This window comes from Haloferax prahovense DSM 18310, from assembly GCF_000336815.1.
GTDB classification, from domain to species: Archaea; Halobacteriota; Halobacteria; order Halobacteriales; family Haloferacaceae; genus Haloferax; species Haloferax prahovense.
In genome coordinates, this window is the sequence record NZ_AOLG01000009.1 from 426770 (window position 1) to 450480 (window position 23711).

Here is a 23711-nt window from a genome sequence, read left to right on the forward strand (position 1 = left end):
AAATTTAACGAACAAGTTTTAGAGACGCTGATTGAGATGGTTATATGAAATAAGAGGCCGCACATACGGGGAATAACTGGACGAACATCCAATCAAGGTGTGTTTTGCCCTCTCGTGGCAATTCTTTCCGGTTCACACTATGTGCACGGCCGGGACGGTTTGTCCTGCTCTCCGGCGCGCGCGTCCGGGAAGGCAAGGCCCTTGTGAGCCTGCGACCAAGCCGCTCGCATGGACGCAATCGTCACCGTCGCCGCGGTCCGCGACGTCGGCCCCGGAACGGTCGCCATCGAGTTCGAGACGCCCGACGGCTTCGAGGCCGAACCGGGCCAGTTCGTCAAGCTCTCCGCCGAGGTCGACGGCGAGTCGTACGCGCGGTTCTACACGCTCTCGTCGCCCGGCGTCGGCGACACGTTCGAGGTGACCGTCGGCATCGACCCCGAGGAGGCCGGGCCGTTCAGCCAGCACCTCGACTCGCTCGCCGCCGGCGACGACGTCGAGGTCTCCGGGCCGTTCGGTCAGAGCTACTACGACGGCGAGTCGCGCGTGGTCGTCCTCGCGGGCGGCCCCGGCGTCGGCCCCGCGGTCGGCATCGCCGAGGCCGCGGTCGCCGACGGCAACGAGGCCGCCGTGGTCTACCTCGACGACGCGCCAGCGCACGAAGAACGCCTCGCGGCGATCCGGGACGACGGCGCGAGCGTCGTCGTCACCGGCGACGACTCCGACCTCGCCGACGCCGTCTCCGACGCGCTCACCGGCGACGAGGGCGAGCAGGTGTTCGTCTACGGCTTCGCCGACTTCGTCGAGCGCGCGACCGACGCGGTCGAAGCGGCCGGCGGTGACGCCGACGCGGCGAAGGTCGAGAACTTCGGGTAGGCGCTTCGACCGCCTGCTCGCCCGCCCAGCGCTGTCCAGCACTGCCCAGCACTATTCTACCGGTCGCCACGCCGTCAGCACCGCGACCGCGAGCGCGACGGCGACCCACCCGACGAGCCCCGTAAGCGCCGCGACCGGCGAGGTCGAACCGCCGGTCTCGACGGCGACGCCGAGGACGAGCGACCGAAACGCGCCGTTCGGGCTCGCCGCGAGCACGAGCGGGACCGCGTCGATGCCGAGGTTCCCCGAGGCCAGTCCGGCGACGGCGGCGGCGTCGACGCCGACGACGAAGGCGACGAGCAGGCCGACGGCGAGCGCGATTGCCTGCCGAGCGGTCCGCGCGGCGGCCGAGACGGCGAGCGCGACGGCCGCGACCGCGAGGGCGAACAGGACCGCGAGGACCGAAAACCGGAGGAACGCGACCGGCGAGTCGGCGGCCTCGTTCAGCGCGAGGAACGTCGGGTCCGGCGGCGAGAGGACGGGGACGGTCGCGCCCGCGGCGAGCAGCGACCCGAAGACGACGAACACGAGCGCGAGCCCCCGGCCGAGGTAGACGCCGCCGACGTAGGCCGGGCGAGACACGTCGAACGTCCTGAGCACGTCGAGTTCGCCCGACTCGCGGTCCGAGAGCACCGCCCGGTAGCAGAGCGCGACGGCGAGAAGCGGGACGAGCGCCTCCACGAACGGGGCCAAGTCGAGGACGAGCGGGACGTAGCCGCCGCGCGCGCCGGAGCCCGCGGCCGCGACCGCGACGACGGTCAGCGCGAAGACGACCGAGAGCGCGACGACAGCCGGGGTTCTGACCACCGTTCGAAGCTCCCGGGCCGCGATGGCGAACAGGTCGCCGAGGCTGTCTCGGCCGTCGGCGCTCATCTCCCCGTCACCTCCTCGGTCGCCACGAGGTCGCCGAAGGCGGTCTGGAGGTCGGCCGCGCCGACCGACTCGACCACCGCTCGCGGGTCGCCGTCGGCGACGAACCGCCCGCCGTCGAGGACGACCACGCGGTCGGCGGTCCGCTCGACGGGGCCGAGGTTGTGCGACGAGAGGACGACCGCGACGCCCGCGTCGGCGAGGTCGGAGACGATGTCGAACAGCCGTTCAACCATGCCGGGGTCGAGGCCGCTGGCCGGTTCGTCGAGGACGACCACGGCCGGGTCGCCGACGAGCGCCCGCCCGAGGCCGAGCAACCGCGTCATCCCGCCGGAGAGCGCGTCGACCCGGCGGTCGGCGGCGCCCGCGAGGCCGACTCGCTCCAACACGTCGGCCACGTCCACGGGGTCGTCCACGAACTGCGCGTAGAAGTCGAGCGTGTCGGTCGCAGAGAAGCCGGCGCGGAAGCCGGGCTGTTGCGGGAGGTAGCCCACGCGGGCGCGCCCGTCACTGGCTCCGATGGTGACCGTTCCCTCGTCGGGCGCGCGGACCCGCGCGAGAAACCGCAGGAGCGTGGACTTCCCCGAGCCGTTGGGGCCGACGAGCGCGACGATTTCGCCGGGGGCGACCGACAGCGAGACGCCGTCGAGGACGCGCACGTCGCCGAAGGCGTGACTGAGGTCGGTCGCGGCGATGGCCGGTCGGCCGCTCTCGGCGGTCGCGGCGTCGGCGTCGGCGGCGGCGCTCTCGCCCGTCGATTCGTCGGAAGCGGTCTCGGCGGTCGTCGCTGGTTCGGGATTCGGCATCGTGGTGTCTCCGTCGGTCGTCGGTGGCGTCGTGGTTCCATCGGCCGTCGGGTCTGTCTCGCTTTCGTCAGTCGCCGGGTTCGTCCGGTCGCGGTCAGTCATCGGTCTCCTCCGTCGCGTTCAGGGCGGCGAGCGTCTCGGGGCGGACCGGTTCGGTCCGCGGCGCGGCGTCGACCACGCCGGACCCGCGGAGGCCAGACACCGCGTCGCGGGCGCTGCGGAGCGCGCGCACCGCGGGCGACTCCGAGAGCGCGAGCGCGCCGGGTTCGCGGCCGAGTTCGGCGTCGACCGCCCCGGAGGGTTGGTACGCTCGGTCGTAGACCCCGTCGCCGTCGGCGTCTTCGAGTGGGAGGTCGCCCCAGTAGTTGCCCTCGCCGTCGGCGGTCCAGGTCCGCATCGGGCCGAGCGACGACTCGACGCGCACGTCGTTGTCGACGATGTCGTTTCGGACGACGACGTTCGTCGGGAACGTCGAACTCCCGCGGATGCCGACCCCGTTTCCGGCAACGACGTTTCCGACGTACACCTGCCGGTCGCCGCTCACGTCCATGCCGTAGCCGTTGCCGGCGAAGACGTTGTCAGCGACGTAGGTGTCGCTCCCGGCGGGCATGAACCCGAACTCCGACTCGCGCACGTCGTTTCCGACGACGAGGTTGCCGACGGGCCGGGTCATGAGGACGACACCGATGCGGTCCCCGCGGACGACGTTGTCGGCGACGAGCGCGTCCGAGGTGTACATCTGGTGGACGCCGTAGCGACCGTCTTCCATGCGGTTGTCGCGGACGACGCTCCCGTCGGCGCGGTGGGTGTAGACGCCGTCGCGGCCGTCGATGAACGTCGAGTCCTGCACGACCGACCGCTCGCCGATGAGGACGACGCCCATGAAGCCCTCGGAGGGCTCGTCGGCCCCGCGGACGGTCACATCGTCGACGACGCTGTCGGCGCTCTCGCGGGCGATGATGCCGCTCGCTGGCGTGTCGATTTCGACCCCGCGGACGGCCGACTCGTTCGCGCCGTCGAGGACGACCCCGGCGTCGCCGCGGCCGTAGGCGAGTTCGACCCGGGTGTCCCAGTCGACGGACTCGTTGCTGGCGCGGACCCGGCGGGTTCCAACCTCGCCGACGCCGGACACGGAGAGGTTCCCGACCGCGCTCCGTTCGGCGCGGAGGTGGACGACGCTCCCGTTTCCGTCGCCGACGAGTCGCGTCTCGGGTCCGGCCCCGAGGAGCGTAATCGAGCGGTTCAGTTCGACCGCGTCGACCGAGTAGGTGCCCGCGGGGACGTAGACGGTCGTGTTCGCGGGGGCCGACGTGACGGCGGCTTCGACGGTCGGCGCGTCCTCGCCGACGACGGTCGAGACGGGCCTGTCGAACAGCGCATCACTCGCAGCGGTGGTCTGGTTCGCCCACTCGTGGTGGGCGGCGACCGACGACTCGAAGGCGTCGAGCCGTGACGAAAGCGGGTCGCCGGCGCGGTCGCGGAGCGTCGCCCAATCGACGACCGTGCCGCCGTGAGCCTCCGCGAACGAGCGGGCCGCGTCGGCGTCGGAAAACGGGACGGCAATCGGCCCGGAGGGGACTCGCGCGCCGGAGTCCACGACGAACGACGCCTCGGACGCTTTCGTCCAGCCGGGGTTGCGGTTGTGTTCGGTTCGGAGGTAGCCGTCGTCGTCGAGCGCGGGCGAGACCGTCGCGTAGTCGGTGACGAACACCGCGAGGGGGTCACCGAACTGGCGGGCGCTCTCGGACGTGGACACGTCGGCGGCGGCCGTGGTCACGTCGTAGTAGCCGATGATGAAGCGGTACCGCGAGAAGTGGACCTGCGCGAGCGGGACTTCGAAGCCCTCGACTTCGGCCGTGCGAACGTCGACCGACGTGCCGCCGGTCTTGACGGTGTCGTCGAAGGGGACCGGCGCGACGGACCCGGAGGCCGGGACGACGAAGGAGACGCTCGCGAGGACGAAGACGAGCGCCGTCGCGGCGGCGACCCAGCGGGTCGTCTCGGGCGTGACGAGCGCCATCGGTCAGCGCTCGACCCCGTCGGATGCGGGGGCCCCGGCGGGGTGAGCTGCCGCATCGAGGGTCCCCGTGCCTGTCGCGCGGTCGTACATGCCGGTGGCTAGGTCTTCGGGGGGTGATATGCGCGATGGTCTGTGCGTCGAAGCCTCGCGGTCGAGGGCGAACCGACCGAAGGGGCGACTTCGACCCGAATCCTTAATCATCGTCCATACGGATTCACGAGCATGTACGACGAGGAAGATTTGGCGTCCATCCGCGAGGCGCGCGACGAGTGGGAATCGGAGACCCGCGACCCCTTCGTGGAGAAGGGCGGCGAGCGCAAAGACCGGTTCGCCACCGTCTCGAACCACGAGGTCGAGGACCTCTACACCCCCGACGACGTGGCCGACCTCGACTACGAATCGGACCTCGGCTTCCCCGGCGAGTCCCCGTACACGCGCGGGGTGTACCCAACGATGTTCCGCGGGCGGACGTGGACCATGCGGCAGTTCGCCGGCTTCGGCACGGCGAAAGAGACCAACGAGCGCTTCCACTACCTCATCGAGAACGGTCAGACCGGGCTCTCGACGGCGTTCGACATGCCCTCCCTCATGGGCAAGGACTCCGACGACCCGCTTTCCGACGGTGAGGTCGGAAAGGAGGGTGTCGCCGTCGACACCCTCCGCGACATGGAGGTGCTGTTCGACGGCATCGACATCGGTGAGGTCACGACCTCCTTTACCATCAACCCCTCCGCGCCGGTCGTCTTCGCCATGTACGTCGCGCTCGCGGACAACCGCGGCGTCCCCCGCAAGCAGATAGGTGGCACCTTCCAGAACGACATGCTCAAGGAGTTCATCGCGCAGAAGGAGTGGGTCATCCCGCCGGAACCGTCGCTCAAACTCGTCACCGACACCGTCGAGTTCGCCGCCGAGGAGACTCCGCGCATCCGACCCATCTCGGTGTCGGGCTACCACATCCGCGAGGCCGGGTCGACGGCGATTCAGGAACTCGCGTTCACGCTCGCCGACGGCTTCGCCTACGTCGAAGACGCGGTGGACCGCGGCCTCGACGTGGACGAGTTCGCCCCCCAGCTGTCGTTTTTCTTCAACTCCCACAACTCCATCTTCGAGGAGGTGGCGAAGTTCCGCGCCGCCCGTCGCATCTACCACGACGTGATGTCGGAGTGGTACGACGCCGAAGACGAGCGCTCGAAGCAGTTGAAGTTCCACACCCAGACGGCGGGGCAGTCGCTGACGGCCCAACAGCCGCTCAACAACATCGTCCGCGTCACGATTCAGGCGCTCGCGGGCGTCCTCGGCGGCACGCAGTCGCTCCACACGAACAGCTTCGACGAGGCGCTGGCGCTCCCCTCGGAGGAGGCCGTCACCGTCGCCCTGCGGACCCAGCAGATAATCGCCGAGGAGTCGGGCGCGGCCGACGTCATCGACCCCCTCGGCGGGAGCTTCTTCGTGGAGACGCTGACCGACGAAATCGAGGCCGAGGCGATGGCCTACATCGAGGAGATTCGAGAGATGGGCGACGGCTCGGTCCGCGACGGCGTCCTCGCCGGTATCGACGAGGGCTACTACCACCGCGAGATAAGCGAGGCGTCCTACGAGTACCAGTCGCGGGTCGAAGACGGCGAGGAGGTCGTCGTCGGCGTCAACAAGTACGCCAGCGACGACGACAGCCGTCCCGACCTGCTGCACGTCGAAGACGAGGTGCAGGACCGACAGCTCTCGCGCCTCGAATCCGTCAAGGACGACCGCGACGACGAGGCGGTCGAAGCCGCCCTCGACGAACTCCGCGAGACGGTCCGCGACGGCGGGAACGTCATGCCGGTGCTCGTCGACGCCGCCAAGGAGTACGTCACGATGGGCGAAATCATGGGTGTGTTCGCCGAAGAGTACGGCACCTACCGCGAGACTATCGGCGTGATGTGAGCGTCGCCGACGCGGCGAGCCCGCCCGAAACGTTGGGGATGACATGAACGTTCGCTGACTGGAACGCGCACCGCCGGCTCGCGTAACCGACCGACGGACCGGTGACCACCCGCGGCGAGAGTCCCCGCTCGGACTGCTGGACTACATAGATTTATCATGGAGGATTGGTGTAGTTAGCACGTACTATGGCAGACGGTGACACCGAACTGGAGGCACGGCTGGTCGAGCAAGAGGAGTTCGAACCCTCCGAGGAGTTCGTCGCGCAAGCGAACGTCTCCGACCCGGCCGTCTACGACGAGTTCGAGGAGAACTGGCCCGAGTGTTGGGAGGGGGCCGCCGAGATGCTCGACTGGGACGAAGAGTACGACGAGGTGCTGGACGACTCGAACCCGCCGTTCTACAAGTGGTTCACGGGCGGCAAGCTCAACGTCTCGTACAACTGCGTGGACCGCCACGTCGAGAACGGGGACAAGAACCGCGTCGCCATCAAATGGGAGGGCGAACACGGCGAGACGCGGACCTACACCTATCAGGACCTCTATCGCGAGGTGAACGAGTTCGCGGCGGCGCTGCGCGACCTCGGCGTCGAGGAGGACGACGTGGTCACGCTGTACATGCCGATGATTCCCGAACTGCCCATCGCCATGCTCGCGTGCGCCCGCATCGGCGCGCCGCACTCGGTCGTCTTCGGCGGCTTCTCCGCCGACGCGCTGGCGACGCGGATGAACGCCGCGGACTCCCAGTTCCTCGTCACCTGCGACGGCTACTACCGCCGTGGCGACCCGCTCGACCACCTCGACAAGGCCAACGAGGGCCTCGACGGCGTCGACCACGGCGTCGACGCCACGGTCGTCGTCGACCGCCTCGGCGACGACGGCTTCGGCCACGACCTGAAGGGCAACCAGCACGACTGGGACGACCTCCTCGACGAGCACGCCGGCGAGCGCGTCGACCCCGTCGAGCGCGACGCCGAAGACATGCTGTTCCTGATGTACACCTCGGGGACGACGGGACAGCCGAAGGGCGTCAAGCACACCACCGGCGGCTACCTCGCGTACGCGGCGTGGACCTCCCACACCGTCCTCGACATCGAGAAGGAAGACACGTACTGGTGTTCGGCCGACATCGGCTGGATTACGGGCCACTCCTACATCGTCTACGGGCCGCTGGCGCTGGGGACGACGACGGTCATGTACNGACACGTACTGGTGTTCGGCCGACATCGGCTGGATTACGGGCCACTCCTACATCGTCTACGGGCCGCTGGCGCTGGGGACGACGACGGTCATGTACGAGGGGACGCCCGACTTCCCCAACCGCGACCGCCTGTGGGACATCATCGAGAAGTACGCCGTCGACATCTTCTACACCGCGCCGACGGCGATTCGCGCGTTCATGAAATGGGGCAGCAGGTTCCCCGAACAGCACGACCTGTCGAGCCTCCGCCTGCTCGGCACAGTCGGTGAGCCCATCAATCCGCGGGCGTGGAAGTGGTACTACAAGCACATCGGCAACGAGGACTGCCCGGTCGTGGACACGTGGTGGCAGACCGAGACCGGCGGCATGATGATAACGACCCTCCCGGGAATCAAGAAGATGAANCACATCGGCAACGAGGACTGCCCGGTCGTGGACACGTGGTGGCAGACCGAGACCGGCGGCATGATGATAACGACCCTCCCGGGAATCAAGAAGATGAAACCCGGGTCGGCCGGCCCGCCGCTGCCGGGCATCGACGCCCGGATCGTCGACACGAAAGGGAGGCGGGTCGACGCCGGACGGGCGGGCTATCTCACGGTGAACAAGCCGTGGCCGGGGATGCTCCGGACGCTCTACAAGAACGACGAGCGCTTCATCCAGGAGTACTGGCAGGAGTACTCCGACACCGACAGCGACGACCCCGACGACTGGGTCTACTTCCCCGAGGACGGCGCGAAAATCGACGGCGACGACTACATAACCATCCTCGGGCGCGTTGACGACGTCATCAACGTCTCGGGCCACCGCCTCGGGACGATGGAAATCGAGTCGGCTATCGTCGGCGTCGAGGGCGTCGCCGAGGCGGCGGTCGTCGGCGGCAATCACGAGGTGAAAGGCGAGGCCGTCTACGCCTACGTCATCACCGAGGAGGGACAGGACGAAGACGACGAGATGCGAAAACGCATCATCGAGGGCGTCGAGGACGCCATCGGTCCCATCGCCCGCCCCGAGATGGTCGTGTTCACGCCCGAACTGCCGAAGACGCGGTCCGGGAAGATCATGCGCCGCCTCCTCGAGGAAATCGCGAACGGCGAGGAACTCGGTGACACGACGACGCTCCGGAACCCCGAAATCGTCGAGTCGATTCAGCGGCAGGTCGAAAGCGAGTAACCACCGGCTCCACCACCGTCGGCTCCGTCCTATCGCGGCTTTTCTTCGACCCACGCCGACAGCGACGGCTCGTCGCGGAAGTACAGCCGTTCCCGGACGCCGTCTCGTTCGACCACGGCGAGGAGGTGTTTCTCGGAGAGCCGAATCTCCTCGCCGCTGTAGGTACACGGTTCGATTCGCTCGTCGCCCGGACGCCACAGTCGGTGGGGGACGACGCGGACGATGGTCTCGTCCCGCCCCGTCGGCGAGCGCCCGGTGTAGTCTGAAAGCGCCATACGCGCGCTACGAACTCCACGAATAAGGTATTTTCCTGCATAGTTTGTGTAGTAATATAGTCTCTCGCGGCCCGAGTCGTGGGCTATTGTCGCTCGGTGTGCGAATTGTTCTCAATCATTCGCGCCGCGGTACCAGCCCGCACATTTATTTTGAACGTTAGTGAAGGATAGCGCGTATGAAGAAACCACTCCTGGTGACGGAGTTCCTCGACCGCGCGCGGCGGTACTACGGGGACGAGGAGGCGGTCGTGGCGACGACGGGCGAGCGCTTTACCTACGACGAACTCGGCGAGCGCGCCGACGGCTTCTCGGCGGCGCTCCAGTCCCGCGGCGTCGAGAAGGGCGACCGGGTCGCAGTGCTCGACCCGAACACGCACTACCACCTCGAAGCCGCCTACGGGTCGATGCAGCTCGGAGCCGTACACATGCCGCTGAACTACCGGCTCGTCCCGGCCGACTTCGAGTACATGCTGAACGACGCGGACGTGACGGCCGTCTACGCCGACTACGCCTTCGCCGAGAAGATAGACGAGGTCCGCGACGAGATTCCGACGGAGATTTTCGTCACGAACGACCCCGAGAAGGCCGCCGAATCGACCGACGGCGAGTGGCTCGACTTCGACGAGTTGGTCGCGGAGTCGACCGACTACGAGCGCCCGGAGATGGACGAAGACGACATCGTCACCATCAACTACACCTCGGGGACGACCGGCGACCCGAAGGGCGTCTGTCGGACCCACCGCGCCGAGACGATTCACGCCTACCTCGTCTCGATGCACCAGGATATCGCCGACGACGACGTCTACCTCTGGACGCTCCCGATGTTCCACGTCAACGGCTGGGGCCACATCTACGCGATTACCGGACACGGCGCGAAGCACGTCTGCACCCGCGGGGTCGACGCCGAGACCGTGTTAGACGCCATCCGCGACGAGGACGTGTCGTATCTCTGCGCCGCGCCGACGGTGCTGAACATCCTGATGAAACACTACCGCGAGGCGGGGGGCGTCGAGACGACCGGCGCGAGCCCCGTCCGGGCGGCGACCGCGGGCGCGGCCCCGCCGGAGGCGACGATTCGGACCGTCGAAGACGAGTTCGGCTGGCGGCTCATGCACGTTTACGGAGCCACCGAGACCGGACCGCTCATCACGACCTCGGAGGCCGGTCGCTACCTGACAGACGGCGACGACCGCTTCGGCGTGAAGAAGAAACAGGGCATCGGCTACCTCGGCACCGACGTTCGCGTCGTCGACGAGGACGGAACCGACGTGCCGAGAGACGACCAGTCCATCGGCGAAATTGTCGTCGCGGGCAACCAGGTGATGGAGAAGTACTGGAACAAACCCGAGGAGACGGAGGAGGCCTTCTCGGCGCGGCTGGAAGGATATTACCACATGGGCGACCTCGCGGTCGTCGACGAGAACGGCTTCATCAGCATCCAGGACCGCAAGAAGGACATCATCATCTCCGGCGGCGAGAACATCTCCAGCATCGAACTGGAGGACACGCTGTTCGACCACGACGCCGTCGGCGACGTGGCGGTCATCCCCGTTCCGTCCGACGAGTGGGGCGAGTCGCCGAAGGCGTTCGTCGTGCCGACGAGCGGCGACCCCGACGCGCCGGGTGTCACCGCCGAGGCGCTCATCGAGTTCTGCCGGGAGCGCATCGCGACGTACAAGGTGCCGAAGGAAATCGAGTTCGTCGCCGAACTCCCGAAGACCGCGACCGGGAAGATTCAGAAGTACGAACTGCGCGAGCGGGAGTGGGAAGACGAAGGGCGGATGGTCGGGGAAGGATAGGAACGACCGCGTTAAGTCCGCATTTCTGCGGGTAGCCGACTCTTAACCGCGGTCGCGGGGTCTGGTTTTCGTTCGAGGGCCGAGCGCGGTTCAGCGGTCGTCGCAGCCGCAGTCGAGGCCGAGCGAGGCCGGATTGTTGTTGAACGCGTCGAGGGTGTCTTTGAGCTTCTCGCCGTCCATGTCGTTGGCGTACCAGCTCGTCTGCTTGCTACCGTTCTGCCATGACGAGGTGTGTCTGAGCCACGTGCCGGCCATGTTCTTGACTTCCTCGATGGTGTAGCCCTCGTAATAGCCGTACTTGATTGTCGCGCTGGTGCACCCCGATTGGAGCGTCCGAAGGTTGAGGACGGTGGCGATGTAGTGCTTCAGCATTATGACCGCCTTGTCACCTCTCGGCGGGTCGAGCAGAATCTCTTGCCAGTCCTCGTTCGATTTCGTTACACCCGCGATTGTCAGTTCGTCGCCAGGCCACGTTTCTGGGTGGTTCGCCCAGTAGCCGGGCGTCTTGGGACAATCGATGGTCGCCGCCACGGAGCCGGAGACCGCGGGGATGCCGATACCGATACCGATCGCCGACATCGCGCCGAGTCGGAGCACGGAGCGTCTTGTCGGTCTGAATCCGTCGTTCGTGTCGTTTGTCATAGTGGCTGCCACGAGTGTGGCTGATGCGTTATTTGCGCTTTGCCGGGTTAGTTATAAATCGGACATTCACGAAGAGCAGGAGCTTAACGGTCGCTGTCGAACCGGGAGAATCACGTTGAAACGGTGGAATCCGCGTATATATATCTAGTATTCTGATAGTTGTGAACCGATAGTCGACTCGCTCAGGCGGTCGGCGACGCTGCGGACTCGCGGGCGCAGCGCCCCCACTGAATCGAGTTCGTTGGCTCTGTTTACCGCCTTCGACGACCGGCCTAAGGGGGACGAACGTGGCGAGCAAGTCCGCCACCGGCGCGTATTTTACGTCTGCAACGCGTGGGACGTAACGAAGCGCCCGCTCCACCGGTGCCTCCGGCTGGTGGCCCTTGTACTATCCCGTAGACGACCCGATTCTATCATTATTGTTAATACAAGTAATAGGGAATCCATACATAACTATTATTAACGATGTATCCGCCGATGTGTCTATGGCACGGGATAACAAGTCTCTAAATCGACGAGACGTGCTGAAGGCGACTGGTGCTGTTGGGACCGCTGGCTTGGCAGGGCTGGCGGGGTGCACCGGCGGCGGCGACGGGAGTAACGGTGGCGACGGAAGCGGCGGTGGAGGGGGTGGCGGCGGAGACGACGAGTATCCGGCGCTGGGCAACTTCCCCATCGAGGGTGACACGGCCACGTTCGGCTTCAACGTCCCGCAGTCGGGACCGTACGCCTCGGAGGGTGAAGACGAGCTTCGGGCCTATCAGCTCGCGGTGAAGCACCTCAACGAGGGCGGCGGCTGGGTCGACTCGCAGTTCGACGACCTCTCCGGCGACGGCGTCCTCGGCTACACCATCGACCACGTGGACGGGGACACGGCCACGGACGCGGACCAGGCGCGGCAGTCCGCCTCGGGGATGATTCAGCGCGACGACGCCATCATGATTTCGGGCGGGTCGTCCTCGGCGGTCGCCATCGCGGTGCAGGGGCTGTGTCAAAACGAGAAAGTCATGTTCATGTGCTGTCTGACGCACTCGAACGACACCACCGGAAAAGACTGCGTCCGCTACTCCTTCCGCGAGATGTTCAACGCCTACATGACGGGGCAGGCGCTCGCACCGGTCGTCCGCGACGCCTACGGAGAGGGCCTGCAGTTCTACCAGCTCTACGCCGACTATAGTTGGGGGCAGACCCAGCAGGCGTCGATGGAGCAGTTCATGACGGACGTGGCCGGGGGGGAGCAGATCGAGTCGGTCGCGACCCCGCTCGGAACGTCCGACTACTCGACGTACCTCTCGGAGGCACAGAGCTCCGGTGCGGACGTGCTCATCTTGAACCACTACGGCCTCGACGGCGCGAACTCCATGCAGCAGGCCATCGACGCCGGCATCGACGAGGACATGGAAATCATCGTTCCGCTGTACAACCGCCCGATGGCGGAGGCGGCGGGCGGTGCGATAGAGGGAATCTACGGCACCGTCGCGTGGGACTCGCAGATAGACAACACGCCGTCGCAGGAGTTCACGCAGGCGTTCCGAGACGAGTACGACCGGACGCCATCGGGCCCCGCTCAACTGGCGTACGCACAGACGCTCCAGTACGCGGCCGCCGTCGAGCGCGCGGGCACGTTCTACCCGCCGGAGGTCATCAAGCAACTCGAAGACTACGAGTACGACAACATCGGGATGGGCTCGGAGACGATGCGCGGCTGTGACCACCAGGCGCAGCGAGACGTGCCGGTCGTCCAGGGGCTTCCCGCCTCCGAGCAGAGCGAGGGGACGTACTTCAACATCGTCAACATCACCAGCCGCGACGACCTCGGCTACGCGTGCGACGCCGGGCCGGCGGCCGAGTGTGAACTCGGGTCCTACGAGTAGACACTCACCCCCACCGTTATCTTAATGAAAGTTAATCGCAGACAACCACGCACACGTAAATGAGTAAGTTTAGCATACCCATGGTAGTTCGCGCTTCGAACATCCGAGGCGGAGGTAGGGGGCGATGAGCCTTCTGTCGGACGTACTCGTCATCCTGCTCAACGGGCTGCAGCAGGGGGCTATCTACGTCCTCTTGGCGGTCGGTCTCTCCATCATCCTCGGCACGCTCAAGTTCGTCAACTTCGCGCACGGCGCGCTGTATCTCGTCGGCACGTACGCGGGGCTGTTCGTCGCGCTGAACGTCCCGCTTTCGAACGGGAAACTGGCCGAGTGGGGCTTTTCGAGCTTCGGGCTCGACATCGGCTTTCTGGCCGCCCTGCTTTTCGTCCCGCTTTTCGTCTTCGGGGTCGGCCTGCTGATGGAGCGGTACCTCGCGCGAGCGTTCTACGACCGTCCCGACACCGACCAGATTCTCGTCACGTTCGGCCTCGCAATCGTCGTCCAGGAGCTGTTCCGCGTCCTGTTCGGCAGCAACAGCCTGCCGTTCGAACAGCCCGAGCGAATCCTCTCTGTCGGCTCGTTCGCCGGCATCCCCGTCTCCGGCCCGATAGCGCTGCCCATCGTGGGTAACTTCCCGCAGTGGCGGCTCTGGGTCATCGGTATCACGGCCGTCCTCGTGGCGCTCGTGTACCTGCTCGTCGAGTACACCGACTTCGGTCTCGTCGTTCGCGCCGGCACCCGCGACGCCGAGATGGTCCGACTCCTCGGCATCAAAATCACCCGCCCGTACATCGTGGTCTTCGGTATCGGCGCGGCGCTCGCCGGGGTGGCGGGCGTCGTCGGCGGCCCGCTGAACGTCGTCAACCCGACCATCGGGACGAACATCCTCGTCCCGGCGTTCCTGACGGTCGTCATCGGCGGGGTCGGAAGCATCGCCGGCGCGGTCCTCGGCGGCATCGTCTTCGGCCTCACGACCGCCGCGCTCGTCTCCTTCGCGCCCGCGTGGTCGCAGGTCGGCCTGTACGCCATCGCGGCCATCGTCCTCCTGACGAGGCCGCAGGGCCTCCTCGGCGACGAAGAGGTGACGCCATGAGCGAGAAGGACGCCAACCCGAGCGCGAAGGACGCGCTCGTCGGCGGCACCCTCTTCGGTCGCTGGGAGAAACTCCGCGGCCGGGAGGGGACGGTTGTCGGTATCACGGCCATTCTCGTCGCGGTGTTCCCGTACCTCTTCGCCCGCGCACCCGTCGTCTCGGGGTTCCTGCAGGGCTACCAGAGCCTCGCGACGCTCATCCTCATCTGGGGCATCTTCGCCATCGGCTTCGACCTGCTGCTCGGCTACACCGGACTGCTCTCGTTCGGCCACGCGGCCTTCTGGGGCGGCGCGGCGTACGCCGCGGGCATCGTCGCCAAGAACGTCAGCGGCGACCCCATCGTGATGGTCGTCTCGGGGACGCTTTTCGCCGTGCTCCTCGCGTGGGTGCTCGGCTTCCTGTCGCTCCGCCGCGGCGGCATCTACTTTTCCATCCTCACGCTGGCGTTCGCCCAAATGTTCTACTACATGGCCGCGTCGCCGCTGGCGTTCCTGACCAACGGCGAAAACGGCCTGACCGGCGTCGAGGTCGGCAGTTTCCTCGGCGTCATCCACCTCGAAGCGGACGTGCCGTCAATCGGCGGGATGCTCCTCGGAACGTGGCTCTACGCCTTCGTCGGCGTCTTCTTCGTCGGCGCGGTCGCGGTCGCCTACCGCATCCTCAACTCCCCGTACGGGATGGTGTTTCGCGCCATCCGGGAGAACGAACAGCGTGCGGAGTTCGTCGGACTCAACGTCTGGCGGTACAAGCTCATGGCGTTCATCATCTCGGGCGGGTTCGCGGGCGTCGCCGGGAGCCTCTTTACCATCCACGGTGCGTACGTTCCGCTCCAGTCGCTGTTCTGGACGGAGTCCGGCGACATCGTCGTCATGACCGTCCTCGGCGGCGCGGGCTCGATGTTCGGACCGGTCCTCGGTGTCGGACTGTACCTCTACATCGAGAACATCGTCAGCACCATCCAGGCGCTGACGATTCCCTTCACGGGCATCGTGCTCGTCCGGGACTTCGGGTTCTACTGGCACCTGCTCTTGGGCGTCGTCTTCGTCGCGGTCGTCTGGGTCGTTCCGGACGGCCTGTGGGGCATCCTGAACCGGCTCCGCGAACTCGCGGTCGACCTCGGTTCGAAGGCGGCGAAGCGACTTCGCGCGCGCTCCGAGAACGGAGGTGGCGGCCAATGACCCTCCTCGAAACGGAGAACCTCGTCAAGGAGTTCGGCGGCCTCGTCGCGACCGACGACGTGAACCTCACCGTCGAGGAGGACGAGCGCGTCTCTATCATCGGCCCGAACGGCGCGGGGAAGTCGACGCTCATCAATCTCATCACGCGACGGCTCGACCCGACGAGCGGCGATATCCGGTTCAAAGGCGAGTCAATCGTCGGCCTCGAACCGCATCAGGTGGTCCAACGCGGCGTCTCGAAGTCGTTCCAGACCGCCTCTATCTTCCCCGACCTCACCGTCAGGGAGAACGCCGAAATCGCGGCGCTGGCGGCCGAGCGCGGCGCGTTCGGCTTCGAGTTCCTGAAACACCGCGACAGCCTCACCGACGTACACGGCGTCGCCCGCGACACGCTCGACTCGGTCGGGCTGTTGGACCGCGCGGACACAATCGCGACCGACCTTCCCTACGGCGACAAGCGTCGCCTCGAAATCGGTATCGCACTCGCGAGCGAGCCCGACCTGCTTCTCATGGACGAACCGACCGCCGGCATGTCTCCCGAGGAGACGAAGTCGACGGTCGACCTCATCGAGCGGGTCAAACGCGACCACGGGCTCACGTTCGTCCTCGTCGAACACGACATGGAAATCGTCTTCAGCATCTCAGATCGCATCGTCGTCCTCAGCCGCGGCGGCATCATCGCCGAGGGGACCCCCGACGAGATTCGGGGCAACGAAGCCGTCCAAGAGGCGTACCTCGGAGGTGTCGAGCTATGAGCCTCCTCGAAATCGACGGTGTCGACGCCTACTACGGCGAGAGCCACATCATCCGCGACCTCTCGATGAGCGTCGAGGAGGGCGAGATATGCGCGCTCCTCGGCCGCAACGGCGCGGGCAAGACCACCACGCTCCGGTGTATCGCCGGCGCGACGCCGCCCGACGTTCGGAAGGGGCAAATTCGGTTCAAGGGCGGCGACATCACGGGCGTCGCCGCGGAAGACGTGTCGGTGCAGGGAATCTCCCTCGTGCCCGAGGAGCGACGCATCTTCCCGAACCTCTCGGTCGCGGAGAACCTCCACCTCGCCGAGGTGGTCAACAACAAGTCCAACACGTGGGGTCGGTCGCTGTCGTTCGGTCACAAGGGGATGTCGACCGAGGAGGTCTACGACCAGTTCCCTCGACTGGACGAGCGGAAGGACCAGCGGGCGGGGACGCTCTCGGGCGGCGAACAGCAGATGCTCGCCATCGCGCGCGCTCTGAAGCAGAACACGGACCTGCTTCTCCTCGACGAGCCGTACGAGGGGCTCGCGCCCAAGATTATCGAGGACGTGGAGAACGCGGTTGAGCGAATCAGCGACGCGGGCACGACCATCCTCCTCGTCGAACAGAACGCCGCGGCGGCCATCAAGCTCGCCGACCGCGCGTACGTCATCGACCAGGGGAGCATCGTCTTCGACGGGAGCGCCGACGAACTCCGCGAGGACGACGAGACCCGCGAGCGGTATCTGGGGGTCTGACCGTGGCCGCGACCCACGCCGACCCCGAGACGGCGCTCGAAACGCTCATCGCCGCCGGCGCGGTCGACGAAGCGCCCGACGGGACGCTCTCGACAACGCCGGAGTTCGAGCAGACGCTCGCCGTCTACCACGACATCTACGGCGCGGTTTCGACCGAGGAGTTCCACCGGACTGTCTCGGACCTCTTCGGCGTCGCGCCCGAGAACGTCGAAGAGCGACTCGACGAGTTCGGCGTCACCAGAGCCGACGTGGTCGCCTACCTCGCGGCGAAGTCGTTCCTCGACGTGCCGGTCGAACAGGACTCGCTGTTGGTCATGGCGGGCCTGCTCGTCGAGATGACCTCGTCGTCGCCGGTGCCGGCCGCGCTCGACGAACTCGACGACGATACCTTCGAATCCTACCTCGCAGACCACCCGGACGCCGTCGTTTTCGTCTGGCGACGCTTTTGCGAGCCCTGTGACGCGATGAAGGAGGACCTCAGCGCTATCCTCGACCGAGTCCCGGATGGCGTTGCGGCCGCGGGCGTCGACGGCGAGACGGCCGACGAGTTCTGTCGGTCCTTCGAGGTCGACGCGGCGCCGACGGTGCTGTACGTTCGCGACGGCGAACTGCGAGAACGAGCGTCCGGCCGTCAGACCCCCGACGAAGTCGCGGGATTCTTCGACCGGGTCTACTAGTCTTTTCGCTTCGTCGTGCCCGTCACCATGACGGGCCGCTCGGAGTTCAGAATCACCGTCTGCGTGACGCTCCCGAACAGCGCCTTCCCCGCCGGCGAGCGCTTCCGCCCGGCGGTGACGATGAGGTCTGCGTCCTCCTCGTCGGCGAACTCGATGATGACCTCCGCGGGGTCGCCCGACGACTCGTTGACGTCGTACTCGATACCGCGGTCTTCGAGGAACTCGCCGGCCTCCCGGACCGAGTGAATCTGCGTCGCCGACGCCCCGCTCGGGTTGTCGGTGAAACTGTGGACGAGCGTCACCTCCTTCTCGTCGGGTTCGCCGGGGAGATTCGCGACCTCTTCGACGCACGCGAGCGCGTGCTCCGCGTCGTCATCCACACCGATTACCACGTGATACATACTACCACGTCCCGGTCGCCGGTCTTAGTATTTGTGCTGAACGTTCGTGCGAATTAGGCCGCGTCGTCGAGTCCTGCCGAGACGTAGACGACGAGCGCGAGCGGGACGCCGAGGACGAGCGCGATGGTCAGCGCACCGTAGGCCGCAAAGCCGAGGGGCGTCGGCGGGAACGGCACCAGAAAGAGGAACTGGGGGGCGCTGAGCCCCGAGACGAACGTGCCCGTGAGGTAGCCCGCAGCCCCGGCGACGGCGACGAGGGCGGCGTACAGTCCGAGGACGAAGCGGTGACCGCCGACGTTCGAACTCACGGTCCACGCTCGGGGTCGGACGCTGTTAGGGGTTTCCGTTCGCCTCGGGAGGTGGCGGTTCCCGTCCGCGTACCGATGCACCTTTTGCCGCACGCGCTAAGGGTGAGCTATGTCGGATACCGATATCCTCGGACTCGTGCTCGGGGCCATCGCGATACTGATGTTCGCGACGGGCGTCCTCCTCGTCGTCTGAGCACCGCCCGGTTTTCCGCGCCACCGCATCGAGAGCAGTCGCTTTTCTCCACCGTGACCGTCGTCGCGAGCGGCGGCGCAGGCGATATCGTGATGTTTCAGCGCACGCGAGCGACCGACAGCTACGATAACGACAGTGCGGTCGCACGGACAGTCAGCGTCGTCGGGCGCGTTCGCTCTCGAAAGATAGCGTCCGAAAAATGAAACCGAAACGCCGGCGAGCGGCGTCGACTACGCGTCGTCCGCGGATTCCGCGTCCGCGTCGTCGACCGTCTGTCCGCCGTCGGTGGCGAGTTCGGTCTCTTCTTCGCCGCCGTCGGTGACGGCCGTCTCCAGTTTGCGCTCGAACCAGGTCCACTCGGCCGTGACGAGGTCGTCGTCGGCGAGGTCCCACGGGTCGCCGTCTTGGACTTCGCGGCCTTCGAGCCACGACTGGACGAAGTTCCAGACGAAGATTATCTGGCCGACGAGCAGGATGAGCGCGCCGACCGTGGCGACCTGATGGAGCGTCGCGAACTGCGGCAGGTAGGTCGCGTAGCGACGCGGCATCCCGCCGTAGCCGAGCAGAATCATCGCGAAGAACGTCAGGTTCGTCCCGACCATCGAGAGCCAGAAGTGCCACTTACCGAGCGTGACCTGGTACATCCGGCCGGTGTAGATGGGGAACCAGTAGTAGAGCCCGGCGAAGCCGGCGAAGGCGATGGCTCCCATGACGATGTAGTGGAAGTGTCCGACGACGTAGTAGGTGTCGTGGAGCACGAGGTCCACCGGAATCGACGCGAGGAAGACGCCCGTCACGCCGCCGATGATGAAGTTCGAGACGAAGCCGATACAGAACAGCATCGGCGTCGTGAGGCGAATCTTCCCGTTCCACATCGTCGTGATCCAGTTGAACGTCTTGACCGCGCTCGGTATCGCGATGGCCAGCGAGACGGCCATGAACGAAGCGCGGAGACGGGGGTCGATACCCGTCGCGAACATGTGGTGCGCCCAGACGCCGAACGAGAGGACGCCGATGGCGAGCGTGGAGTAGACGACGAACTTGAACCCGAAGAGCCGACGGCCCGCAAAGCGCGGGAGCACGAGGCTCACGATGCCCATCGGGGGCAACACGAGGATGTACACTTCGGGGTGGCCGAAGAACCAAAACAGGTGTTGCCAGAGAATCGCGCCGCCGTCGACCGAGAAGAACATCGTACCGAAGTTCCGGTCGAGAAGCAGCATCACGATGGCGCTGCCGAGAAGCGGGAACGCGAAGAGGATGAGGCCCGACTGGGTCAGAATCGTCCACGAGAAGATGTCGAGATTCGCCCACGAGACTTTCTCGTTACGCTCCGTGAAGATGGTCGCGATGAAGTTGATCGCACCCATCGTGGCCGAGACACCGGAGAGGTGCAGGCCGAGGAGCATCAGGTCGACGCCGGCGTTCATCTGGTTTCCGGAGCCGACACCGGCGGAGAGCGGCGTGTACATCGTCCAGGCCGTCTGCGCTGGGATGACGTCCGGGATGGGGAAGAACCCGGCCCAGATGAGCAGCGCCGCCGGCGGCAGGAGCCAAAAGGCGATGGCGTTGATGCGCGGGAACGCCATGTCGTCCGCGCCGATGAGAAGCGGGATAAAGTAGTTCGAGAACGCGGCGATGATGGGCGTCCCGAACAGGAACAGCATCGTAATCCCGTGGCTTGTGAGCAACGAGTTGTAGAACGTGTTCGAGATAAGCGTCATCGACGGGTCCGCCAGTTCAATCCGCATCAGGACGACCATGAGTCCGCCCACGGCGAACGCGACGAGCGCGTACGCGCCGTAGAGCATCCCGATGTCCTTGTGGTCGACCGTCGTCAACCAACGGATGACCCCGGATGGTTTCTCCTCCGAGACGTACTGCTCTGCGGTACCACCGACCGTGCCTCCGCCCGCGAGCGGGGTGTACGACCGCCAGTCTTCGACCCGCGCGAGCCACGCGGCGACGGCGATGAGGAAGACCCCCATGAGCACCGTCAGTGCTAACTGTCCGTTAACCTCCATGGAAGTGCCTGAGTAGTGCAGGGTAATGAAAGATTCGGGACCGCCCTGCGATTCGAGGTGCTTTAAGCCGTCTCGTCCGCGGCTTCGACGGCGTCGTCATCCGTCGATTCTTCGAGTTCGGCCGTCTCTTCGCCCTCCTTTTCGTGAAGCGGCTTCGCGCCGGGAACGGTCGCTTGTCCGGGCGCGTAAACGGTGCCTTCCTTCTCGGAGCCCGCGATGGCCTTCCCCGAGAGATAGGTGAGCGCGGCGAGGAGCACGAACGGCGCGATGAGAAGCGTGTACTGGAGCCCCGAGGTGAGCGATTCGAACCCAAACGGATTGACGAAGGTGAAAGCCACCACGAAAAACAGGATGATGGCCAGCGGAACCATGTTGACCGTGAGGTCGAGGATGGTCTCCTTGTCGAACGTCTTGGTTGCCATATCGAGACACTCGGGGACGCCGTTCAAATAGATTGTTGGTTTCTCGTCCGGTCGGGGGTGTGGGCTGGGACGGTCGCGTGGGCGTCCGCGGCGGTCAGAAGGTCTGTCGCTGCTCGCGGACGAACAGTTCGAAGACGACGCCGCCGACCACCAGCAGAATCGCGGCCGCGATGACCGCGTAGCCGCGGGTGACGAGGGCGATGTCGGTGAACGCGAGTCCCGCGCCGAACGCGAGGAAGATGACCGCAAGCGCGGTGACTGCGCGAATCGTCGAGGTGACGTAGCCGGACTCCTTGAGGATGCCGACGACGCTCCCGCCGAACAGGAGCAGGCCGCCGACGGCGAGTGGAAACAGGCCAAACAACAGACCCAACTCGGAGATTGGTATCCCGAGCGCGATGAACACGGGCCACGGACTGGCCGTGCGGTACTGGTCGGAAAGTCCCGGCGCTTCGTCCATACCCGTCCGTTGGACTGTGTGGTAACAAGCCCTTCGGAACCGAGACTAGCGGAGGGAGATGCCCTGTCGCGCGAGAAAGTCGCTGACCGCACGAATTTCGACCGGGCTCCCGATGATTCGGCACGTGCCTCCGTCTTTTCGGTGGACGGAGACGATGAACTCCGCTTCGAGGTCGTCGCGCACGCTCTCCAAGAGGTCGCACGGGAGCACGATTTGCGTGCTATCGCGGAGCGTCCGAGGGTCGGGCATCGGTGTTCATCGGGCGGTCGAAGGGGTCGTGTATAACCGTGCCGATACTTGTCTGTTCGCGCACGCGAGACTACCACGATACTCGACGCGTCGGCGCGTCGAAATCCGCCGCGCGGAAGGAAAGGGTTTTTCGACGGACGCGGCGGAACTGTTGACGATGGGACTGGAGGAGGAGATCGAAGATATCCGCGAGGAGATATCTAACACGCCGTACAACAAGTCGACCGAGGCGCACATCGGTCGGCTGAAGGCGAAACTCGCGGAACTGAAAGAGAAACTCGAAAACCAGAGTTCGGCCGGCGGCGGCCAAGGGTACGCCGTCGAGAAGACCGGCGACGCGACGGTCGCGCTCGTCGGCTTCCCCAGCGTCGGCAAATCGACGCTCATCAACGCCCTCACCAACGCCGACAGCGAGACGGGCGAGTACGAGTTCACGACGCTCAACGTGAATCCGGGGATGCTGAAGTACAAGGGCGCGAACATCCAGATACTCGACGTGCCGGGCCTTATCGAGGGGGCCGCTGGCGGTCGCGGCGGCGGCAAGGAAGTCCTTTCGGTCGTCCGCACCGCCGACCTCGTCGTGTTCATGCTCTCGGTGTTCGAGATAGAGCGCTACGAGCGGCTGAAACACGAACTCTACAACAACAAAATTCGGCTCGACACGTCCCCGCCGAACCTCTCTATCAACAAGAAGGGTAAAGGCGGCATCAACGTGACAAAAAGCGACAGCGTCGACCTCGAAGAGGAGACGATCAAGGGCATCCTCCGCGAGCACGGCTTCGTCAACGCCGAGGTGACCCTCCGCGGCGAGACGACCATCGACGAACTCGTCGACGGCATCATGAAAAACCGGGTCTACCTGCCGTCTATCGTCGCCGTCAACAAGGCCGACCTCATCGACAAGGACTACCTCCCGACGGTCGAGGAGAACCTCCGCGAGATCGGCCTCGACCCCGACGAGGTCACGTTCATCAGCGCCGAGGCCGAGAAGGGTCTCGACGCGCTGAAAGAGGAAATCTGGGACGCCCTCGGGCTCATCCGCATCTACATGGACAAGCCCGGCCGCGGTGTCGACTACGACGAACCGCTCGTCCTCCGCGAGGGCGACACCATCGACGACGCCATCCACGAACTCGGAGCCAAACTCGACGAGCGGTTCCGGTTCGCCCGCGTCTCCGGTCCGAGCGCGAAACACGACGACCAGCAGGTCGGCCGCGACCACGTCCTCGCCGACGAGGACGTGCTCCGCATCATCGCCCAGCGGTGACGACCGACCCGGCGGCCCGGTCGGCTCCGCGGTCGCCCGCGCGCCGCCGATTCCAGCTACTCCTCGTCTTCGTCCTCGGTCTCGTTCCGTGGTCCGTCCAGACGTTCACGACCGGGTCCCTCACGCTCCTGTTCCCGTGGGGGCTCGTCGGCCCCTCGACCGGGAGCGTGACGACCATTACCGACTTCTTCCTGCGTTTTACGATGGGGCTTCCGGACTACATCCTCGTGTGGCCGGTCGGCGTCGTCTGCTACGCCGTCGCGCTCGGAAGCGCGCTCTCGGGCGTCCTGTTCGGCCGCGAGGACGTTCGACTCACCGCGGCCGGGCTCGCGCTCGCCGGTGTGACTCAGTTAGAGGTCGCCCGCGGGTTTTCGGTCCAACCGGGTCGGACCGCGTGGCCGGTCGGTACCGTTCTCCTGTGGGCCGTGGCGGGGTTCATATGGTTCATATATTGGTCACGCGCGAACGGGCGCGACCCACGGTGACGCCGCT

Annotated in this window: 22 protein-coding genes and 1 pseudogene; 12 read left to right on the top strand and 11 right to left on the bottom strand. The window is 66.0% G+C overall.

Features of this window, described 5'->3' with window-relative positions:
• Positions 1-228: 228 nt before the first annotated feature.
• Positions 229-873, top strand: a complete 645-nt coding sequence (locus tag C457_RS04580; protein ID WP_008092392.1) for an FAD-dependent oxidoreductase — start codon at positions 229-231, stop codon at positions 871-873.
• 51 nt (positions 874-924) lie between these two features.
• On the opposite strand, the gene C457_RS04585 is transcribed toward C457_RS04580, so the two are convergent.
• From C457_RS04585 to C457_RS04595, 3 genes are all read right to left on the bottom strand, one after another.
• The gene (locus C457_RS04585) at positions 925-1746 is read right to left on the bottom strand and encodes an ABC transporter permease (protein ID WP_008092393.1); all 822 of its coding nucleotides are present in this window, start codon (positions 1744-1746) and stop codon (positions 925-927) included.
• The gene (locus C457_RS04590; protein WP_083864265.1) at positions 1743-2549 is read right to left on the bottom strand and encodes an ABC transporter ATP-binding protein; all 807 of its coding nucleotides are present in this window, start codon (positions 2547-2549) and stop codon (positions 1743-1745) included. The genes C457_RS04585 and C457_RS04590 overlap by 4 nt, the downstream gene beginning before the upstream one ends.
• A 94-nt stretch (positions 2550-2643) precedes the next feature.
• Positions 2644-4569: a NosD domain-containing protein gene (locus C457_RS04595; protein WP_008092395.1), complete on the bottom strand. Its 1926-nt coding sequence runs from the start codon at positions 4567-4569 to the stop codon at positions 2644-2646.
• 222 nt (positions 4570-4791) lie between these two features.
• Here C457_RS04595 and C457_RS04600 point away from each other — a divergent pair, with 222 nt between their 5' ends.
• Both C457_RS04600 and C457_RS04605 read left to right on the top strand, forming a co-directional pair.
• Positions 4792-6492 carry an acyl-CoA mutase large subunit family protein gene (locus C457_RS04600; RefSeq protein WP_008092396.1) on the top strand — a complete coding sequence of 567 codons (1701 nt, stop codon included), beginning with the start codon at positions 4792-4794 and terminating at the stop codon, positions 6490-6492.
• A 185-nt stretch (positions 6493-6677) separates the two neighbouring features.
• Positions 6678-8862: pseudogene (locus C457_RS04605) on the top strand (AMP-binding protein).
• Between the two features lie 29 nt (positions 8863-8891).
• On the opposite strand, the gene C457_RS04610 reads toward C457_RS04605, so the two are convergent.
• Positions 8892-9137, bottom strand: coding sequence for a hypothetical protein (locus C457_RS04610; RefSeq protein WP_004972531.1), 246 nt, complete (start codon positions 9135-9137; stop codon positions 8892-8894).
• Between the two features lie 176 nt (positions 9138-9313).
• Between C457_RS04610 and C457_RS04615 the strand changes: the two genes are divergently transcribed.
• Positions 9314-10936, top strand: a complete 1623-nt coding sequence (locus C457_RS04615) for a long-chain-fatty-acid--CoA ligase (protein ID WP_008092398.1) — start codon at positions 9314-9316, stop codon at positions 10934-10936.
• 90 nt (positions 10937-11026) lie between these two features.
• Here C457_RS04615 and C457_RS04620 read toward each other — a convergent pair whose 3' ends face one another.
• Positions 11027-11578 carry a hypothetical protein gene (locus C457_RS04620; protein WP_049913381.1) on the bottom strand — a complete coding sequence of 184 codons (552 nt, stop codon included), beginning with the start codon at positions 11576-11578 and terminating at the stop codon, positions 11027-11029.
• A 557-nt stretch (positions 11579-12135) separates the two neighbouring features.
• Between C457_RS04620 and C457_RS04625 the strand changes: the two genes are divergently transcribed.
• The 6 genes from C457_RS04625 (at position 12136) to C457_RS04650 (ending at position 17895) form a co-directional block, all read left to right on the top strand.
• Positions 12136-13452: a substrate-binding protein gene (locus C457_RS04625; protein ID WP_004972528.1), complete on the top strand. Its 1317-nt coding sequence runs from the start codon at positions 12136-12138 to the stop codon at positions 13450-13452.
• 124 nt (positions 13453-13576) lie between these two features.
• A complete protein-coding gene (locus C457_RS04630; RefSeq protein WP_008092402.1) occupies positions 13577-14545 on the top strand; it encodes a branched-chain amino acid ABC transporter permease in 969 nt (322 codons plus the stop codon).
• Positions 14542-15723 carry a branched-chain amino acid ABC transporter permease gene (locus C457_RS04635; protein ID WP_004972526.1) on the top strand — a complete coding sequence of 394 codons (1182 nt, stop codon included), beginning with the start codon at positions 14542-14544 and terminating at the stop codon, positions 15721-15723. The genes C457_RS04630 and C457_RS04635 overlap by 4 nt, the downstream gene beginning before the upstream one ends.
• Positions 15720-16478: an ABC transporter ATP-binding protein gene (locus tag C457_RS04640; RefSeq protein ID WP_008092404.1), complete on the top strand. Its 759-nt coding sequence runs from the start codon at positions 15720-15722 to the stop codon at positions 16476-16478. Before C457_RS04635 ends, C457_RS04640 begins: the two co-directional genes overlap by 4 nt.
• Entirely contained in the window at positions 16475-17218 is a 744-nt protein-coding gene (locus C457_RS04645) for an ABC transporter ATP-binding protein (protein ID WP_008092407.1), read from the top strand. The genes C457_RS04640 and C457_RS04645 overlap by 4 nt, the downstream gene beginning before the upstream one ends.
• A gap of 2 nt (positions 17219-17220) precedes the next feature.
• A complete protein-coding gene (locus C457_RS04650) occupies positions 17221-17895 on the top strand; it encodes a thioredoxin family protein (protein WP_008092409.1) in 675 nt (224 codons plus the stop codon).
• On the opposite strand, the gene C457_RS04655 is transcribed toward C457_RS04650, so the two are convergent.
• From C457_RS04655 to C457_RS04680, 6 genes are all read right to left on the bottom strand, one after another.
• On the bottom strand, positions 17892-18296 hold the full coding sequence (locus tag C457_RS04655) for a universal stress protein (RefSeq protein ID WP_004972522.1): 405 nt from the start codon (positions 18294-18296) through the stop codon (positions 17892-17894). The genes C457_RS04650 and C457_RS04655 overlap by 4 nt on opposite strands.
• Positions 18297-18349: 53 nt before the next feature.
• A complete protein-coding gene (locus C457_RS04660; protein WP_008092411.1) occupies positions 18350-18604 on the bottom strand; it encodes a DUF7520 family protein in 255 nt (84 codons plus the stop codon).
• Between the two features lie 423 nt (positions 18605-19027).
• Entirely contained in the window at positions 19028-20785 is a 1758-nt protein-coding gene (locus tag C457_RS04665; protein WP_004972520.1) for a cbb3-type cytochrome c oxidase subunit I, read from the bottom strand.
• Positions 20786-20883: 98 nt separating this feature from the next.
• Positions 20884-21243, bottom strand: coding sequence for a DUF6684 family protein (locus C457_RS04670; RefSeq protein ID WP_049913382.1), 360 nt, complete (start codon positions 21241-21243; stop codon positions 20884-20886).
• Between the two features lie 94 nt (positions 21244-21337).
• On the bottom strand, positions 21338-21703 hold the full coding sequence (locus C457_RS04675; RefSeq protein ID WP_008092414.1) for a DUF7541 family protein: 366 nt from the start codon (positions 21701-21703) through the stop codon (positions 21338-21340).
• Positions 21704-21748: 45 nt separating this feature from the next.
• Complete coding sequence (locus C457_RS04680; protein WP_008092415.1) at positions 21749-21952, bottom strand: VNG_1110C family protein; 204 nt, start codon at positions 21950-21952, stop codon at positions 21749-21751.
• Between the two features lie 157 nt (positions 21953-22109).
• Between C457_RS04680 and C457_RS04685 the strand changes: the two genes are divergently transcribed.
• Together C457_RS04685 and C457_RS04690 are read left to right on the top strand one after the other, a co-directional pair.
• A complete protein-coding gene (locus C457_RS04685) occupies positions 22110-23219 on the top strand; it encodes an OBG GTPase family GTP-binding protein (RefSeq protein WP_004972516.1) in 1110 nt (369 codons plus the stop codon).
• Positions 23216-23704 carry a TIGR04206 family protein gene (locus tag C457_RS04690; protein ID WP_008092416.1) on the top strand — a complete coding sequence of 163 codons (489 nt, stop codon included), beginning with the start codon at positions 23216-23218 and terminating at the stop codon, positions 23702-23704. The genes C457_RS04685 and C457_RS04690 overlap by 4 nt, the downstream gene beginning before the upstream one ends.
• Positions 23705-23711 lie beyond the last annotated feature (7 nt).

Coding starts and splice junctions, on each gene's coding strand:
- C457_RS04600 (WP_008092396.1), top strand. CDS start 4,792: ATGTACGACGAGGAAGATTTGGCGTCCATCCGCGAGGCGCGCGACGAG.
- C457_RS04630 (WP_008092402.1), top strand. CDS start 13,577: ATGAGCCTTCTGTCGGACGTACTCGTCATCCTGCTCAACGGGCTGCAG.
- C457_RS04615 (WP_008092398.1), top strand. CDS start 9,314: ATGAAGAAACCACTCCTGGTGACGGAGTTCCTCGACCGCGCGCGGCGG.
- C457_RS04635 (WP_004972526.1), top strand. CDS start 14,542: ATGAGCGAGAAGGACGCCAACCCGAGCGCGAAGGACGCGCTCGTCGGC.
- C457_RS04590 (WP_083864265.1), bottom strand. CDS start 2,549: ATGCCGAATCCCGAACCAGCGACGACCGCCGAGACCGCTTCCGACGAA.
- C457_RS04610 (WP_004972531.1), bottom strand. CDS start 9,137: ATGGCGCTTTCAGACTACACCGGGCGCTCGCCGACGGGGCGGGACGAG.
- C457_RS04620 (WP_049913381.1), bottom strand. CDS start 11,578: ATGACAAACGACACGAACGACGGATTCAGACCGACAAGACGCTCCGTG.
- C457_RS04665 (WP_004972520.1), bottom strand. CDS start 20,785: ATGGGGGTCTTCCTCATCGCCGTCGCCGCGTGGCTCGCGCGGGTCGAA.
- C457_RS04645 (WP_008092407.1), top strand. CDS start 16,475: ATGAGCCTCCTCGAAATCGACGGTGTCGACGCCTACTACGGCGAGAGC.
- C457_RS04585 (WP_008092393.1), bottom strand. CDS start 1,746: ATGAGCGCCGACGGCCGAGACAGCCTCGGCGACCTGTTCGCCATCGCG.
- C457_RS04595 (WP_008092395.1), bottom strand. CDS start 4,569: ATGGCGCTCGTCACGCCCGAGACGACCCGCTGGGTCGCCGCCGCGACG.
- C457_RS04675 (WP_008092414.1), bottom strand. CDS start 21,703: ATGGACGAAGCGCCGGGACTTTCCGACCAGTACCGCACGGCCAGTCCG.
- C457_RS04580 (WP_008092392.1), top strand. CDS start 229: ATGGACGCAATCGTCACCGTCGCCGCGGTCCGCGACGTCGGCCCCGGA.
- C457_RS04680 (WP_008092415.1), bottom strand. CDS start 21,952: ATGCCCGACCCTCGGACGCTCCGCGATAGCACGCAAATCGTGCTCCCG.
- C457_RS04655 (WP_004972522.1), bottom strand. CDS start 18,296: ATGTATCACGTGGTAATCGGTGTGGATGACGACGCGGAGCACGCGCTC.
- C457_RS04670 (WP_049913382.1), bottom strand. CDS start 21,243: ATGGCAACCAAGACGTTCGACAAGGAGACCATCCTCGACCTCACGGTC.
- C457_RS04640 (WP_008092404.1), top strand. CDS start 15,720: ATGACCCTCCTCGAAACGGAGAACCTCGTCAAGGAGTTCGGCGGCCTC.
- C457_RS04685 (WP_004972516.1), top strand. CDS start 22,110: ATGGGACTGGAGGAGGAGATCGAAGATATCCGCGAGGAGATATCTAAC.